The sequence below is a fragment of the Streptomyces sp. NBC_01352 genome (assembly GCF_036237295.1).
In the GTDB taxonomy this organism is placed as follows: Bacteria; Actinomycetota; Actinomycetes; order Streptomycetales; family Streptomycetaceae; genus Streptomyces; species Streptomyces plumbiresistens.
Genome location: NZ_CP108354.1, coordinates 1,136,924 through 1,151,609, shown reverse-complemented (window position 1 = coordinate 1,151,609; position 14,686 = coordinate 1,136,924). Strand labels below are relative to the sequence as shown.

Sequence of the window (14,686 nt, the reverse complement as noted above, 5' to 3'; positions counted from 1 at the left end):
CTCCACACCTTTTCCTGTGGGGCGCGGGCTGAGGCCGCGCGGCGACGGTTGCCGGGTCGCAGGGACCGCGACGGGTGGTGCGTCGCAGGGGACTGCGATCTGTGTTGCCCGGAGGTTACGCCCGAGCGACCCTGTTAGTGAAGAGGAACTCAAGAAACACTTTGCGGCTTCTCCTGCGCCGAGCGAGCGGAAGGCGCCCTGCCGCGGGACCGGGCCGCGAGGAACGAGTCCATCGCGACCTGGGCCTCCGCGCCGCCCGCCAGAGCGGCGATCGAGCGCGCCTCCTCGGCGAGCTGCTTCTCCAGCGGTGCCTCGGCGCCCGCCCGCAGCAGCTCCTTCGCGGCCCGCAGCGCGGCACCGGAGCCGGCCGCCAGCTCGGCGGCGGTCCGGTACGCCGTGTCGTCCAGGTCGTCGTCCTCCACGAGCCGGGACACCAGCCCCCACCGCTCGGCGTCCTCGCCGGTCAGGACCCTGTTGGTGAGGATCAGGTCCGCCGCGCGCCGGGGACCCAGCAGTCGCTGGAGGATCCATGAGGCGCCGCAGTCCGGGGTGAGCCCGATCGCCGTGTACGCCAGCCGGAAGCGCGCCGACCGGGCCGCCACCACGAGGTCGCCCGCCAGGGCCAGCCCGATTCCGCCGCCCGCCGCCGCGCCGCGCACCGCGGCCACCACGGGCACGGGCAGCTCGTGCAGGGCGCGCACGGCCTCGTGCGCGGCGGAGGCGACCGCGTGCACATAGGAGGCGGTGTCCGCCCCGCGTCCGGCGAAGGCGCGCAGGTCACCGCCCACGCAGAAGTTCCCGCCCGCCGCCCGCAGCAGGACCGCGCCGCCCGGATCCGCGGTGATGTCGGCGGCCGCGTCGCGCAGGGCCTCGGCGGTCGGGAGATCCAGGGCGTTTCCGCGTCCGGGGTCGTCCAGCAGCAGCTCGACGACTCCGTCGGAGTGGCGGACGACCCGGACCGGCTGGGTGCTCATCAGAGGTCTTCTCCCGTCGAGGGACTGCTTGAGAATGGCGCTCACATACTGGGCCCGCTCTACAGTTTCGGCAATGGGCTGCTCCCTGTTCCGGCTGAGTGAGCCATGCCGCACCGCGTTCTCTGCTGAGCGGGTAGGCGAGATACTTGACCCGTTGTACAGTTTCGGCGATGCGACGGGCACTGGCGCCCGTACGCCTGTCGGCCGGAGGAACCATGCCGATCCAGTTCGATGTCGATCCGTCAGTCGCCCGGCTTGCCGAGGCCACGGCCGAGTTCGTCCGCGAGGTGGTGATCCCGGCCGAGCGTGAGTGCGGCGGGTCCGTCCATGACGCGCCACAAGCCCTGCGGGAGACCTTGCAGAAGGGCGCCCGTGAGGCGGGTGTGTTCGCGCCGCACGTCCCGAAGCGGTGGGGCGGGCACGGGCTCGACCTGCGCGGGCAGGCGGTGGTGTTCGAAGCTGCCGGGTACTCCGTGCTCGGCCCGCTGGCGCTGAACTGCGCGTCCCCGGACGAGGGAAACATGCACCTGCTCGAGAAGGTGGCCACCGAGGAGCAGCAGGCCCGCTATCTGCGCCCGCTGGCCGCCGGCGAGTACCGCTCGTGCTTCGCGATGACCGAACCGGCGCCGGGGGCCGGCTCCGATCCCCGCGCGCTGCGGACCACCGCGGTGCGGGTTCCCGGCGGTTGGCGTATCGACGGGCGCAAGTGGTTCATCACCGGGGCCAGCGGTGCCGACTTCGCCATCGTGATGGCCCGCACCGACGGCAGCCCCGGCAGCTCGGGCGGCGCCACCATGTTCCTCGTCGACGCCGGCAACCCGGGCATGCGCATCGTCCGGAACATCGACACGCTGGACGAGAGCCTCTTCGCCGGGCACAGCGAGCTCGTGTTCGAGGAGTGCGTGGTGGGCGAGGACCAGGTGCTCGGCCAGGTGCACCGGGGCTTCGAGAACGCCCAGGTCCGCCTCGGTCCCGCCCGGCTGACGCACTGCATGCGCTGGCTCGGCGCCGCGACCCGCGCCCGGGACGTCGCCCTGGAGCGCGCCGGGACCCGCGAGGCCTTCGGTTCGCTGCTGGGGGATCTCGGCATGGTGCAGCAGATGCTGGCCGACTCCGAGATCGACATCGAGGCGAGTCGCGCGCTGATCTGGCGTACCGCCTGGGAGTTGGACAACGGCACCGCGAGCGCCGCGCAGTTCTCCTCGGTGTCCAAGGTCTTCGTGGCCGAGGCGGTGGGCCGGATCGTCGACCGGGCGGTGCAGATCTGTGGCGCGCTGGGCATCTCGGCCGAGGATGCCCCGCTGGCGCGACTGATCAGGGAGGTACGGCCGTTCCGGATCTATGACGGTCCGTCCGAGACCCATCGCTTCGCCATCGCGCGCCGCGCGGTGAAGCCGTACCGGCAGCCGCGTCAGGCGGGAACCGCGGGCTCCTGACGGAGCGTCGGCAGTCCGCCCCGCCCTAGTTTCTTGTCATTGACTACAGCCAGTCGATGAGGGAAGCTGCCGAAAATACTAGGGCGTCCTAGTAAATTACTAGGACGTCCTAGTAATCTGAGCCCCCCACCCGTCGCCCGTCCCCACGGGCAGGCCGTCCGGAGTACACCGTGAGCGATGGCACCAGCACACCGCAGCTCCACCAAGCGCAGCACCCGGTGCGCCTCGTCACCGCGTCCAGCCTCTTCGACGGCCACGACGCCTCGATCAACATCATGCGGCGCATCCTCCAGGCGCAGGGAGCCGAGGTCGTCCACCTCGGCCACAACCGCTCGGTGGGCGAGGTCGTCGACGCCGCGCTGGAGGAGGACGTCCAAGGGGTGGCCGTCAGCTCCTACCAGGGCGGTCACGTCGAGTACTTCGAATACCTCGCCGAACTGCTCCGCGAACGCGGCGCCGGCCATGTGAAGGTCTTCGGCGGCGGGGGAGGCGTGATCGTCCCCGAGGAGATCCAGCGGCTCTCCGACGCCGGGGTGCGGATCTTCTCCCCCGAGGACGGACAGCGCCTCGGCCTCACCGGCATGATCAACACCATCATCAGGGAGTGCGACACGGCTCCCTGGGAGGACGCTCCCGCCCAGCTCGCCTCCGTACTCGCCGGCGAACGCCCCGCACTCGCCCGGCTGCTCAGCGCCCTGCAGACGGCCACCGTCCCGGACGAGGACCTCGCCGCGCTCCGCCGCGCCGCGGCCGCACGCTCCGTACCCGTCCTCGGCATCACCGGCACCGGCGGCGCGGGCAAGTCCTCCCTCACCGACGAACTCGTACGGCGCCTGCGCCTCGACCAGCAGGACAAGCTGCGGGTGGCCGTGCTCGCCGTCGACCCGACCCGGCGGCGTGGCGGCGGCGCCCTGCTCGGCGACCGGATCCGGATGAACAGCCTGGACGGCGACCGGGTCTTCTTCCGCTCCCTGGCCACTCGCGGCCACCACGAACTCCCCGAAGGCCTCACCGACTCCATCGCCGCGTGCAAGGCCGCCGGATATGACCTGGTGATCGTGGAGACCCCCGGCATCGGCCAGGGCGACGCTGCCATCGCCCCGTACTCCGACGTGTCGCTGTACGTCATGACGCCCGAGTTCGGTGCCGCCTCCCAGCTCGAGAAGATCGACATGCTGGACTTCGCCGACGTCGTCGCCATCAACAAGTTCGAGCGGCGTGGCGCGGCGGACGCGATGCGCGACGTGGGCCGCCAACTGGTGCGCAACCGCGAGGCGTTCGGCTCGCGTCCCGAGGACATGCCGGTCTACGGCACCAGCGCCGCCACCTTCAACGACGACGGCGTCACCGCCCTCTACCAGCACCTGCTCGGCCTGCTCACCGAACGCGGCCTGGCGGCCGGCCCCAGCATCCTCCCGGCGACAGACGTACGCCACTCCAGCGGCGCCGCGCAGATCGTGCCCACCACCCGGGTGCGCTACCTCGCCGAGATCGCCGAGACCGTACGCGGCTACCACGCCGACACCGCCACACAGGCCGACGCCGCCCGACGCGTCCAGCGCCTGAGCGCCGTACGGGACGAACTGGCCGCGATCGAAGCACCCACCGCCGACGTCGAGAAACTGCTGGCCGACGCCGAGGACGGTCTCGACGCGTCAGCGCGGAACCTCCTGGCGGACTGGCCGGAGACGGTGCAGGCATACTCGGGCGAGGAGCTGGTCACCGTCACCCGCGGCCGGGAGCAGCGCACCGCCCTGGTCCGCGAGTCCCTCTCCGGCAACCTCGTCCCCCGCGTCGCCCTGCCCCGCTACACCGACCACGGCGAACTCCTGCGCTTCCTGCGCGCGGAGAACCTGCCCGGCCGCTTCCCCTTCACCGCCGGCGTGTTCCCGTTCAAGCGCGAGGGCGAGGACCCGGCCCGGATGTTCGCCGGCGAGGGCGACCCCCAGCGCACCAACCGCCGCTTCCGCTATCTGTCCAAGGACAGCGAGGCCACCCGGCTGTCCACCGCCTTCGACTCCGTCACCCTCTACGGCCACGACCCGGCCCTGCGCCCCGACATCTACGGCAAGGTCGGCACCTCGGGCGTCTCCGTCGCCACCCTCGACGACATGAAGGCGCTCTACGCGGGCTTCGACCTCACCGCCCCCACCACCTCGGTCTCCATGACCATCAACGGCCCGGCCCCCACCGTCCTGGCCTTCTTCCTCAACACGGCCATCGACCAGCGGCTCGACGCCTTCACCGCCGAACACGGCCGCGAACCGACCGCCGAAGAGACGGCCGAGATCAGGTCCTATGTCCTGCAGAACACCCGGGGCACGGTCCAGGCCGACATCCTCAAGGAGGACCAGGGCCAGAACACCTGCCTGTTCTCCACCGAGTTCAGTCTGCGGATGATGGCCGACATCCAGGAGTGGTTCATCGAGCAGGGGGTGCGCAACTTCTACTCGGTGTCCATCTCCGGCTACCACATCGCCGAGGCCGGGGCGAACCCCATCAGCCAGCTCGCCTTCACCCTCACCAACGGCTTCACCTACGTCGAGGCGTACCTCGCCCGCGGCATGTCCGTCGACGACTTCGCGCCCAACCTGTCCTTCTTCTTCTCCAACGGCATGGACCCCGAGTACACCGTCCTCGGCCGGGTCGCCCGTCGCATCTGGGCGGTCGCCATGCGCGAGAAGTACGGGGCGGGGGAGCGCAGCCAGAAGCTCAAGTACCACGTCCAGACCTCGGGCCGCTCCCTGCACGCCCAGGAGATGGACTTCAACGACATCCGCACCACCCTGCAGGCGCTCATCGCGATCTACGACAACTGCAACAGCCTGCACACCAACGCCTACGACGAGGCCGTCACCACCCCCACCGAGGACTCCGTCCGCCGAGCCCTCGCCATCCAGCTGATCATCAACCGCGAGTGGGGCCTGGCGATGAACGAGAACCCGCTCCAGGGCTCGTACATCATCGACGAACTCACCGACCTCGTAGAGGAAGCAGTACTCACCGAGTTCGAGCGCATCAGTGAGCGCGGTGGCGTCCTCGGCGCCATGGAGACCGGCTACCAGCGCGGCCGCATCCAGGACGAGTCGATGCTCTACGAGCAGCGCAAGCACGACGGCACGCTGCCGATCATCGGCGTCAACACCTTCCGCAAGCCCGGCGGTGAGAGCGAGCACGGGACGGTGGAACTGGCCCGCGCCACCGAGGGGGAGAAGCAGTCCCAGCTCGCCCGCGTCGAGGACTTCCGCAGCCGCCATCGCACCGAGGCGGAGGCCGCCCTCACCGAACTCAAGCGTGCCGCCACCAGCGGCGAGAACGCCTTCGCCGTACTGATGGACGCCGCCCGGGTCTGCTCACTCCAGCAGATCACCGAGGCGTTCTTCGAAGTCGGCGGCGAGTACCGCCGCAACGTCTGAACACGGCCTGAGCACAGGCTTGTCCACTCTCCGCTTCACGCAAAGGGCCACCCGCATGGAAACTGTCTCGCGTCTCGGTGTCGTCGGCTGCGGCCTCATGGGCTCCGGCATCGCCGAAGTCGCCGCGCTCAGCGGCAGCGGCATAGACGTCCTCGTCGCCGAGTCGTCCTCCGACGCAGCCGAGGCCGGCCGCCGACGCGTCGAGGCCTCCCTCGACCGGGGTCTGCGCCGCGGCAAGATCACCGAGGAGGAACGGGACGGCGCGCGCGCCCGCCTGACCTTCACCGACGACCTCAAGGACCTGGCCGACCGCCAGTTCGTGATCGAGGCCGTCGCCGAGAACCGCGAGCTGAAGACCGGCGTCCTGAAGACCCTCGACCAGGTCGTCACCGACCCCGAGGCCATTCTGGCCACCAACACCTCGTCGATCCCCATCGTCGACCTCGCCGTGGTCACCCAGCGCCCCACCCACGTCCTCGGCATCCACTTCTTCAACCCCGTACCCGTGCAGACCCTCGTCGAGATCATCCCGGCCCTCACCACAAGTCCCGACACCCTCGTACGGGCCAGGGCCTTCGCCACCGAAGCCCTGGGCAAGGAGGTCGTCGAGGCGACCGACCGCTCCGGCTTCGTGGTCAACGCACTGCTGGTGCCCTATCTGCTCGCCGCGGTCCGCATGGTGGAGACCGGCTCCGCGACTCCCGAGGACATCGACCGCGGCATGGAACTGGGCTGCGCCCACCCCATGGGCCCCCTGCGCCTGCTCGACCTCATCGGCCTCGACACCGCACAGGCGGTCGCGGAGTCGATGTACGAGGAGTTCAAGGAGCCGCTGTACGCGCCTCCCGCGCTGCTGCGCCGCATGGTCGCCGCCGGCCGCCTGGGCCGCAAGAGCGGGCACGGGTTCTACGACCACACCGCGCGACAGTGAGGGTGAGTCGCGTGGTCGGGACAGCTGACTTCACGCACAGGTGTTGCGCAGACGCTCGGCCACGCCTGCGGTACATGTGATGCGCTCGCCGCACCTCCAGGAGCTGCTCCGAGTTTCGTAGCGCCGCTGTCCCGGCCGGCCCACCGGACGGCGACGCGTTCGCCCTGGTCAGTGTCCCGTCAGGGCCGTGCGTGCGAGTGCACCGGAAGACCGGCCGCGCGCGCCGACCGGCCTCGAGACGGACCACGTCCCGCAGGGAGATGCGTCCCGAGCCCGATGCCCTGCCCAGGACAGCGGGCGGGCGAGTGCGCCGTGTCAGGACAGGGCCGACCGGCAGGTGCGCCTGACCTGCGGGCGGACGCGCCGGTTCGAACAGGAGTCGCTCGCGCAGCCGCGGGTGCCCGCTCGGAGGGTTTGCCCTCCCGGTGCACGGCAACCCAGCCGGTAGAGCAGATGCGTCCGCCGCGGCGGCGACGTGCCCGACCCCGTACTCCGTGTACTCCGTCAGGGACCGGCCGGCCTGTCCCTGACCTTCCGGACCGACGTCCGTACCTGCGACCCGACTCCGACGCGACGGGAGCCCACAGATGACCACTCCGCATGAGCATCTGCACCCGATCAGCGGCATACCGGGCCCACGCATCGGCGTGCTCGGTTCCTACGGCGGCTTCAACATCGGCGACGAATCGATCCTGGCCTGCGTCCTGGGCTGTCTGCGTACCCATCGCCCGGACGCCCGGCTCGTCGTCTTCAGCCGCGACGCCGAGCACACCCGTCTCCACCACCGCGGTGTCGACGAGGTCGTGAACTGGGAGGGTGTCGCGCAGAGCCAGGTGCTGGACGCACTGTCCGGCCTGGACCTGCTGGTGATGGGCGGCGGTGGCATCCTCTACGACGGCGAGGCGCGCCGGTACCTGCGGGTGGTCCGCGCGGCGCAGGCCCGCGGCGTGCGGACCTTCGCGTACGCCGTCGGCGCGGGTCCGCTGCGGGAGGCCGAGGACCGCGAGGCGGTGCGTGACGTGCTGCCGAAGATGGACGACGTCGTGGTGCGCGACGAGGAGTCGCGGCTGGTCCTGGAGGAGGTCGGCGTCGAGCGGGAGGTCACCGTCACCGCCGATCCGGCGCTGCTGCTGACCCCGGAGCCGTTCACGGACCGCATGATGAGGAACGAGGGCATTCCGACCACCGGCCGACTGGTGGGCATGTCGGTACGGGAACCGGGCCGGGCGGCCGAGAAGCTCGACGAGGGCGACTATCACGCGCTGCTCGCCGACGTGGCCGACTTCCTGGTCCGGCGCCTGGACGCCCATGTGGTGTTCCTCCCGATGGAACGCCACGACGTACGGCACGCGCACGCGGTGCTGTCCCACATGACCGCACCGGAGCACGGGCGCATCCTCAACGGCACCTACAGCCCCGGGCAGGTCCTCGGCTTCATGCGCCATCTGGATCTGGCCGTCGGCATGCGCCTGCACTTCCTGATCTTCGCCGCCCTGTCCGGGCTGCCGTTCCTGCCGCTGCCCTACTCGGGCAAGGTCTTCGACTTCGCCCGCCGGATGGGCGCGCCTGCGCTGGTCGGGGTGGCGCGCGAGCAGGCCGGACTGCTGCTGGCGGAAGTGGACCGGCTGTGGGACGAGTACCCCCAGCGGCACCACGAGCTGCGTTCCCGCGTCGGCGAGCTGTGCGGGCTGGCCAGGGAGACCTGCGCCCGCTGCGGCGTCCTGCTCGACACCATCGAGGGCATGGGCGGCGCCGCCGAGGGCATCGACCGCCCGGACGGCCTCAGGACCGTCGAGAGCGCGAGAGCCTGACCGGCCGAGGCCCGCCGGACCCGACCGGCGCGTGCCTCGATGCCCGTACCCGGAAGGACGTCGACGGGAGCACCCGATGCCGATCCTGGAAGAACCCCGAGAACACCGCACGGTCACGCTGCCCCCGCGCTCCGCCCGGTACGCGGGCCGGACCGACGTCCTCGTGGTAGGCGGCGGCCCCGCCGGCTGCGGCGCCGCGCTCGCGGCGTCCGAGGCCGGCGCCGAGGTGGTGCTCGTCGAGCGCTACGGGTTCCTCGGCGGCAACGCGACCGCGGCACTGGTCATGCCGCTGATGTCGTTCCACAACGAGCACAAACAGGCCGTCTTCGGGGACGGGGACGCCACCCGCCTGCTGCCCACCGACCACGGCGAGGGCGAACCGGTCGTCGCCGGTGTGCTGTGGCGGCTGCTCGACCGGCTCTCCGAGCGGGGCGGCTGTGTCCCGCCCTCCGTCGAGACCGGCTACACGGTGCCGTTCGATCCGGAGATCTTCAAACTGGTGCTGCTGGATCTCCTCGACGAGGCCGGGGTGCGGATGCTGTTCCACTCCTTCGCCTCCTCGGCGCTGCCGCTCGAGGACGGCTGGCGGGTGGTGTTCGAGACCAAGTCGGGACCGGTGGCGATCGACGCCGGCGTGGTCGTGGACGGCACCGGCGACGGCGATGTCGCGGCCGCCTGCGGAGCCCCGTACGAGATCGGCCGTGACGAGGACGGACTCGTGCAGCCGATGACGCTCATGTTCCGGGTGGCGGACTTCGTGCGCCCGCGGTTCGCCGAGTACGTCCGGACGCACCCCGACCAGTGGCGCGGCGTGCACGGCCTGTGGGACCTCGTCCAGGAGGCCACCGGGGACGGCGAGCTCACCCTGCCCCGCGAGGACGTGCTGTTCTTCGCCACCCCGCATCCCGGCGAGGTCAGCGTCAACAGCACCCGCGTCACCGGGGCGCTGGGGGTCAGTGTCTGGGACCTGACCCGCGCCGAGTATCTGGCCCGCCGCCAGCTCGCGCAGATCGACCACTTCCTGCGCCGGCACGTCCCCGGCTTCGAGGAGTCGTACGTCGTGCAGAGCGGCTCCCACATCGGCGTCCGGGAGACCCGCCGCATCCTGGGCGACTACACGCTCACCGGCCACGACATCCTGGCCGCACGCCCCTTCCCGGACGCCGTCGCGCACGGCGCCTACCCGATCGACATCCACAATCCCGAGGGCACCGGCACCCTCCTCAAGCGCGTACCCGCCGGCCGCTTCTACGACATCCCGCTGCGCTGTCTGCTGCCGCGGGAGACGGACCGGCTGCTGGTCGCGGGGCGCTGCATCTCGGGCACGCACGTGGCGCACTCCTCCTACCGTGTGATGCCCATCGCCATGGCCACCGGGCAGGCGGCCGGCGTGTGCGCGGCCCTGGCCGCGCGCCAGGGGTGCGCCCCGCGCGAGGTGGCACACCCGCTTGTCCAGGACGAGCTGCTGCGTCAGGGCGCCCGCCCGCGCACGGGGACCGCACCCGCTCCGCGCTGGTAGAGCCGGACGGGCCCAATGATCAAGTGGGTTGTTCTGACGGCGCGTCTACGTGACAGTGAGGACATGACTGCGCGATGCGTACGGCCGGGTGAAGTCGAGGCCGTGGAGAGCTTCCGGCGACGTGTCGGGGTCCCCGGGCTTGTCGACGTACACACGCACTTCATGCCGGAGCGCGTCCTGCGCAAGGTGTGGGAGTACTTCGACGCGGTCGGCCCGGCGACCGGCATCGAGTGGGGCATCACCTATCGGCAGGAGGAGGACGAACGGGTCGCGCTGCTGCGGCAGTTCGGGGTCCGCGCCTTCACCGCGATGCTCTATCCGCACAAGGCCGGCATGGCGCCCTGGCTGAACGAATGGGCCGCCGACTTCGCGGGACGTACGCCCGACTGTCTGCACACGGCCACCCTCTATCCCGAGGAGGGCGTGGAGGAGTATGTGCGCACGGCGGTCGAGGCGGGGGCCCGGGTCTTCAAGTCCCATGTCCAGGTGGGGGCGTACGACCCGACTCACGAGCTGCTCGACCCGGTGTGGGGGATGCTGGCCGAGGCGGGAGTCCCCGTGGTCATGCACTGCGGCTCGGGTCCCGCACCCGGCAAACACACCGGGCCGGAGCCGGTGGGTCGGATCCTCGCCCGGCATCCGCGTCTGCCCCTGATCGTGGCGCACATGGGGATGCCGGAGTACACCGACTTCCTGGACCTGGCCGAGCGCTACGCACAGGTGCGCCTGGACACGACGATGGTGTTCACGGATTTCAGCGAGCGCTTCAGCCCTTTTCCGGCGACCGAACTCGGCCGGCTCGCCGACCTCGGCGATCGGATACTGCTCGGGTCCGACTTCCCCAACATCCCGTATGAGTACGTCCACCAGCTCGAGGTGCTTGAACGGCTCGGGCTGGGGGACGCGTGGTTGCGCGGGGTTTGTTACGAGAACGGGGCGCGGCTCTTCGGGCTGTAGGCACCGCCGCTATGACCTCCTCGCCCGGGAGACGCCCAGGAGACGCCCATGACGTCGAGCTGGGCTCGCACGCCCTCCGGACGCAGCCAGCCGTAGCCTGCGTGCTGGAGGTCGAGGAGGAGATCCTCGACGTCCGTGTCGGTGAGCACCGGGGTGCCGCTGCGGGACGGCAGCCGGCCGGTGCCGTCCGAGGGTCCGGTGTCCGCCAACGGGGTGCGCAGCGCCGCGTGGATCTCGAGCCATGCTCTGGCTCCCTCGTCCCAGTCCGCCGGGTCGCGCGCCTGGAGGTGCCAGTCCAGCTCCCACAGGCGCAGGGTGCGGTCGTGGCCGGCGGACAGCACGAAGCGGGCGTCCGCACCGACGCTGACCGCCGTCAGCGCGGCGGAATGGCCCTTCAGGACCTGGACGCGGCGTCCGGTCTGGACGTCCCACACGCAGATCGTGGCATCCCCGCTCGCGGTCAGGCCGAACCGGCCGTCGAGGGTGAGCGCGACGTTCATGACCACGTGGGTGTGTCCGTCCAGCACCTGCAGGCGCTCACCGGTGTCGACGTCCCACACCATTCCCAGGCCGTCCTGGCCACCCGAGAGGGCCGTACGGCCGTCAGCGCTCAGCGAGACCGCGAGCACGCTGCCGTAGTGGTCGTTCATGGTCCGCACCTGTTGGCCGGTGGTCAGGTCCCACACCCGCACGACGCCGTCGTAGCCCCCCGTCACGGCTCTTCGTCCGTCCGCGCTCATGGCTGCCAGCGTTTTGCCGCCCGGCACCGTCATGGTCGCGAGGCAGCCGCCGTCGGCGAGGTCCCACAGGCGCAACTGGGAGGAGTGGTCGGCGGACAGGGCGAACCGGCCGTCGCGTGTGACGTCGAGGGCCGTGACGGATCCGCCGTGGCCGGTGAGAACGTGTCGGCAGCGGCCGGTGTCGACGTCCCAGACCCGGACGGTGGTGTCCGCGCTGCCCGAGAGGGCCACGGTGCCGTCGGACGTGAGGCAGACCGCGCTCACACCTGAGGTATGTCCCTCCAGCACGTGCCGGCACGTGCCGGTGCCGACGTCCCAGATCCGGACCGTCTCCTCGAACGCGCCGTGCGACACGGCCAGCCGCCCGTCCCCGCTCAGGCCGGCGCCCAGGGCCCAGGAGCTGTGGCCGCGCAGTGTCCGCGCCGGCCTGGCCGCCCGGACGCCGGTGCGGACGCTCGACCGGGTCAGCGCGGCCCAGGCGGCCATCAGACGTGGCGCGCGCTCGTGCCCCGGCAGTGCTCGTGCCCGCGTCAGCAGGGTGTGCGCGTCGACCAGGCGGTCCTCGCCGACGGCCTGCTCCGCGTCGGCGAGCAGCCGCTGTGCCCGAGCCGCCACGGCGTCCAGTTCGGCGGTCGACCGGGGCCGGCACAGCCTCGGGGCGCAGCCGGCGGGATAGCTCGCCGGCAGCTCCCGCAGGCGCATGGTCCCGTCCTGGCTGCCGCTGAGCGCCCACCGGTCGTCGGTGCTCAGCCACACCGACTGCACCGACTTGGTGTGCCCGGCGAACGTCCGCAGGCACCGGCCGTTCTCGGGATCCCAGATCCGCACCGATCCGTCGTCATGGCCGGTCAGTACCCATCGGCTGAACAGGCTGACACGCACCGACTGGACGGTCCCCCCGTCCGTGTGGCGCTCGTGCAGGCACCGGCCGTCCGCCGGGTCCCAGATCCGCAGGGTGCCGTCCTGGCCTCCGGTGAGGAGGAACCGGCCGTCGACGCTCAAGCACACCTCGACGACCACGTCCGTGTGCCCGCGCAGGGTGTGCACACGTGTGCCGTCCCGCAGGTCCCAGACCCGGACGTTGCCGTCGGTGTGGCCGGAGACGGCGACGCGCCCGTCCGCACTGATGACGAGTGACAGCACCGGGCTGTCGTCGCCCTCGAACACGTGGAGACAGTGGACCTCCTCCAGGTCCCAGTACCGGATGACACCCTTCATGTCCCCGGAGAGTGCCGTCCTGCCGTCCGGGCTCAGGCGGACGGCGGTCACCTCGTCGCTGTGGCCCTGGAACCGGCGTAGGGGCTGGTCGAGGAACGCGTCGTAGAGGTGGAGGGTCCCGTCGCGCTCGCCGATGAGCGCGTAGCGCTCATTGCCCAGGTCGATGCTGCGCATGATGCAGTGCAGATAGCGGGCCGCCATGCGCTCGCCCGTCCGCAGGTCCCACAGCGCCAGACTGCTGAAGCTCTGCTCGGCCGACAGGGCGACGCTGCGGTCCGGTGCGGCGCAGACATCGGTCACCAAGCTCCTGGGGCCCAGATTTACGCTGGTGTCGCCGGCGCCGACGACCGGTGCGGTCATCGCGGTCCGCAGTGCGTCGGCGACCTCGGCGTCGCCGCCCGACTGGCGGACCGCGTCGGTCAGCAGGGCTCGCGCGGTCGCGACGTCACCCCGTTCGAGGTGGACGAGTGCCAACAGATGCCCGGCGACCCAGGGTTCGGCGGCGGTGGCCCGCGCGTCCTCCAGGTGGTGGACGAGCACGTCGTCGGTGAGTTCGCCCGCGCGCCACAGCAGCACGCCCCGGTTGTAGGTGGCCTCCAGGTGCTGGGGGTCCATCGACAACGCCTCGTCGAAGGCGGCGCGTGCCTCGGTCGGTCGGCCGAGGTCGAGCAGGGACAGCGCCCGGTTGTTCAACTCGTCGGCTCGCAGTTCGGCGGCGCCGGGCACCGGGCGCGGGTGGGGCTGTCCGGTGTGGCGCCGGTAGGTGTCGCGCAGCTGCGCCGCGATGTCCGCGAGGTCCGCGGGCCGGCGGGCCGGGTCGTCGTCCAGGCACCGGCCGAGCAGGCCGGCCAAGTCCGCTGGGAGCGGGGGAAGATCGGACCTGGCCGGGCCGCGCCGGAGCAGCTCGCGGAGCGCCGCTCGGGCCGCGAAGCCGACCCGCCAGGTGACACCGCCGGTGAACAGCTCCAGCAGCGAAACGGCGAAGCTGAACACATCGCTGCGGCGGCCGACCCGCTGGCCGGTGGCCTGCTCCGGCGAGGCGTAGGCCGGTGTCATGCCCCCGGCGGAGACCAGGATGCTCGCCGCGCCGGGCACCTCCGACGCCTGCGACAGGGTCGCTGCGCGCGCCCGGGCCAGGCCGAAGTCGGACACTTTGGCGGTCCAGTCGGGCTCGAGAAGGATGTTGCCGGGCTTCATGTCCTGGTGCACGACGCCGTGGGTGTGCGCGTGGTTGAGGCCCCAGGCGACCTGGATGGCGATGTCGAGGATGCGGGCCAGGGCCGGAGCGTGGCCGCCGCGGTAGAGCGACCGGTCGTCGATCCGGTCGCGGAGGCTGCCCCCCGCCACGTACTCGGCGAACACCCGCGGGACCCCGCCCAAGGTGCGCACGTAGTGACAGGCGCACACATGCGGGTGCAGGCCGAGCGACACCCAGACCTCGGCCTCTTCGACGAACCGCCGCCTGGCCGCCTCGGTGACGAACATCTCCGGACGGGGGCTCTTCACCGCCAGGTCGGTCCTCCAGCCTTGGTGCCGGACCCGGTACACCAGCCCCATCCCGCCCTGCGCGTGCACGTCGACGACCTCGTACAGGCCGGCGACGACCTCACCCACGGCCCACACAGAGCTCGCGTCGGACATCCAGGGCCTCCATCGGGTCGCAACGAACGAACTGTCAGACGAA

General features: G+C 71.3%; 8 protein-coding genes. 6 read left to right on the top strand and 2 right to left on the bottom strand.

Annotation, left to right across the window (positions count from 1 at the left end; translation table 11 throughout):
• Nucleotides 1–149: 149 nt before the first annotated feature.
• On the bottom strand, nt 150–974 hold the full coding sequence (locus tag OG252_RS05580) for an enoyl-CoA hydratase/isomerase family protein (protein ID WP_329334193.1): 825 nt from the start codon (nt 972–974) through the stop codon (nt 150–152).
• A gap of 215 nt (nt 975–1,189) precedes the next feature.
• Between OG252_RS05580 and OG252_RS05575 the strand changes: the two genes are divergently transcribed.
• From OG252_RS05575 to OG252_RS05550, 6 genes are all read left to right on the top strand, one after another.
• The gene (locus OG252_RS05575; protein ID WP_329345080.1) at nt 1,190–2,410 is read left to right on the top strand and encodes an acyl-CoA dehydrogenase family protein; all 1,221 of its coding nucleotides are present in this window, start codon (nt 1,190–1,192) and stop codon (nt 2,408–2,410) included.
• Nucleotides 2,411–2,580: 170 nt separating this feature from the next.
• A complete protein-coding gene (icmF, locus tag OG252_RS05570; protein ID WP_329334191.1) occupies nt 2,581–5,826 on the top strand; it encodes a fused isobutyryl-CoA mutase/GTPase IcmF in 3,246 nt (1,081 codons plus the stop codon).
• 55 nt (nt 5,827–5,881) lie between these two features.
• Entirely contained in the window at nt 5,882–6,757 is an 876-nt protein-coding gene (locus tag OG252_RS05565; RefSeq protein ID WP_266451580.1) for a 3-hydroxybutyryl-CoA dehydrogenase, read from the top strand.
• Nucleotides 6,758–7,344: 587 nt separating this feature from the next.
• Nucleotides 7,345–8,568: a polysaccharide pyruvyl transferase family protein gene (locus tag OG252_RS05560; protein ID WP_329334188.1), complete on the top strand. Its 1,224-nt coding sequence runs from the start codon at nt 7,345–7,347 to the stop codon at nt 8,566–8,568.
• Nucleotides 8,569–8,644: 76 nt separating this feature from the next.
• Nucleotides 8,645–10,087: an FAD-dependent oxidoreductase gene (locus OG252_RS05555; protein ID WP_329334185.1), complete on the top strand. Its 1,443-nt coding sequence runs from the start codon at nt 8,645–8,647 to the stop codon at nt 10,085–10,087.
• A gap of 63 nt (nt 10,088–10,150) precedes the next feature.
• Complete coding sequence (locus OG252_RS05550) at nt 10,151–11,044, top strand: amidohydrolase family protein (RefSeq protein WP_329334183.1); 894 nt, start codon at nt 10,151–10,153, stop codon at nt 11,042–11,044.
• Here OG252_RS05550 and OG252_RS05545 read toward each other — a convergent pair.
• Entirely contained in the window at nt 11,011–14,643 is a 3,633-nt protein-coding gene (locus OG252_RS05545; RefSeq protein ID WP_329334181.1) for a protein kinase, read from the bottom strand. The two genes, OG252_RS05550 and OG252_RS05545, sit on opposite strands and share 34 nt — an antisense overlap.
• Between the last annotated feature and the right edge of the window lie 43 nt (nt 14,644–14,686).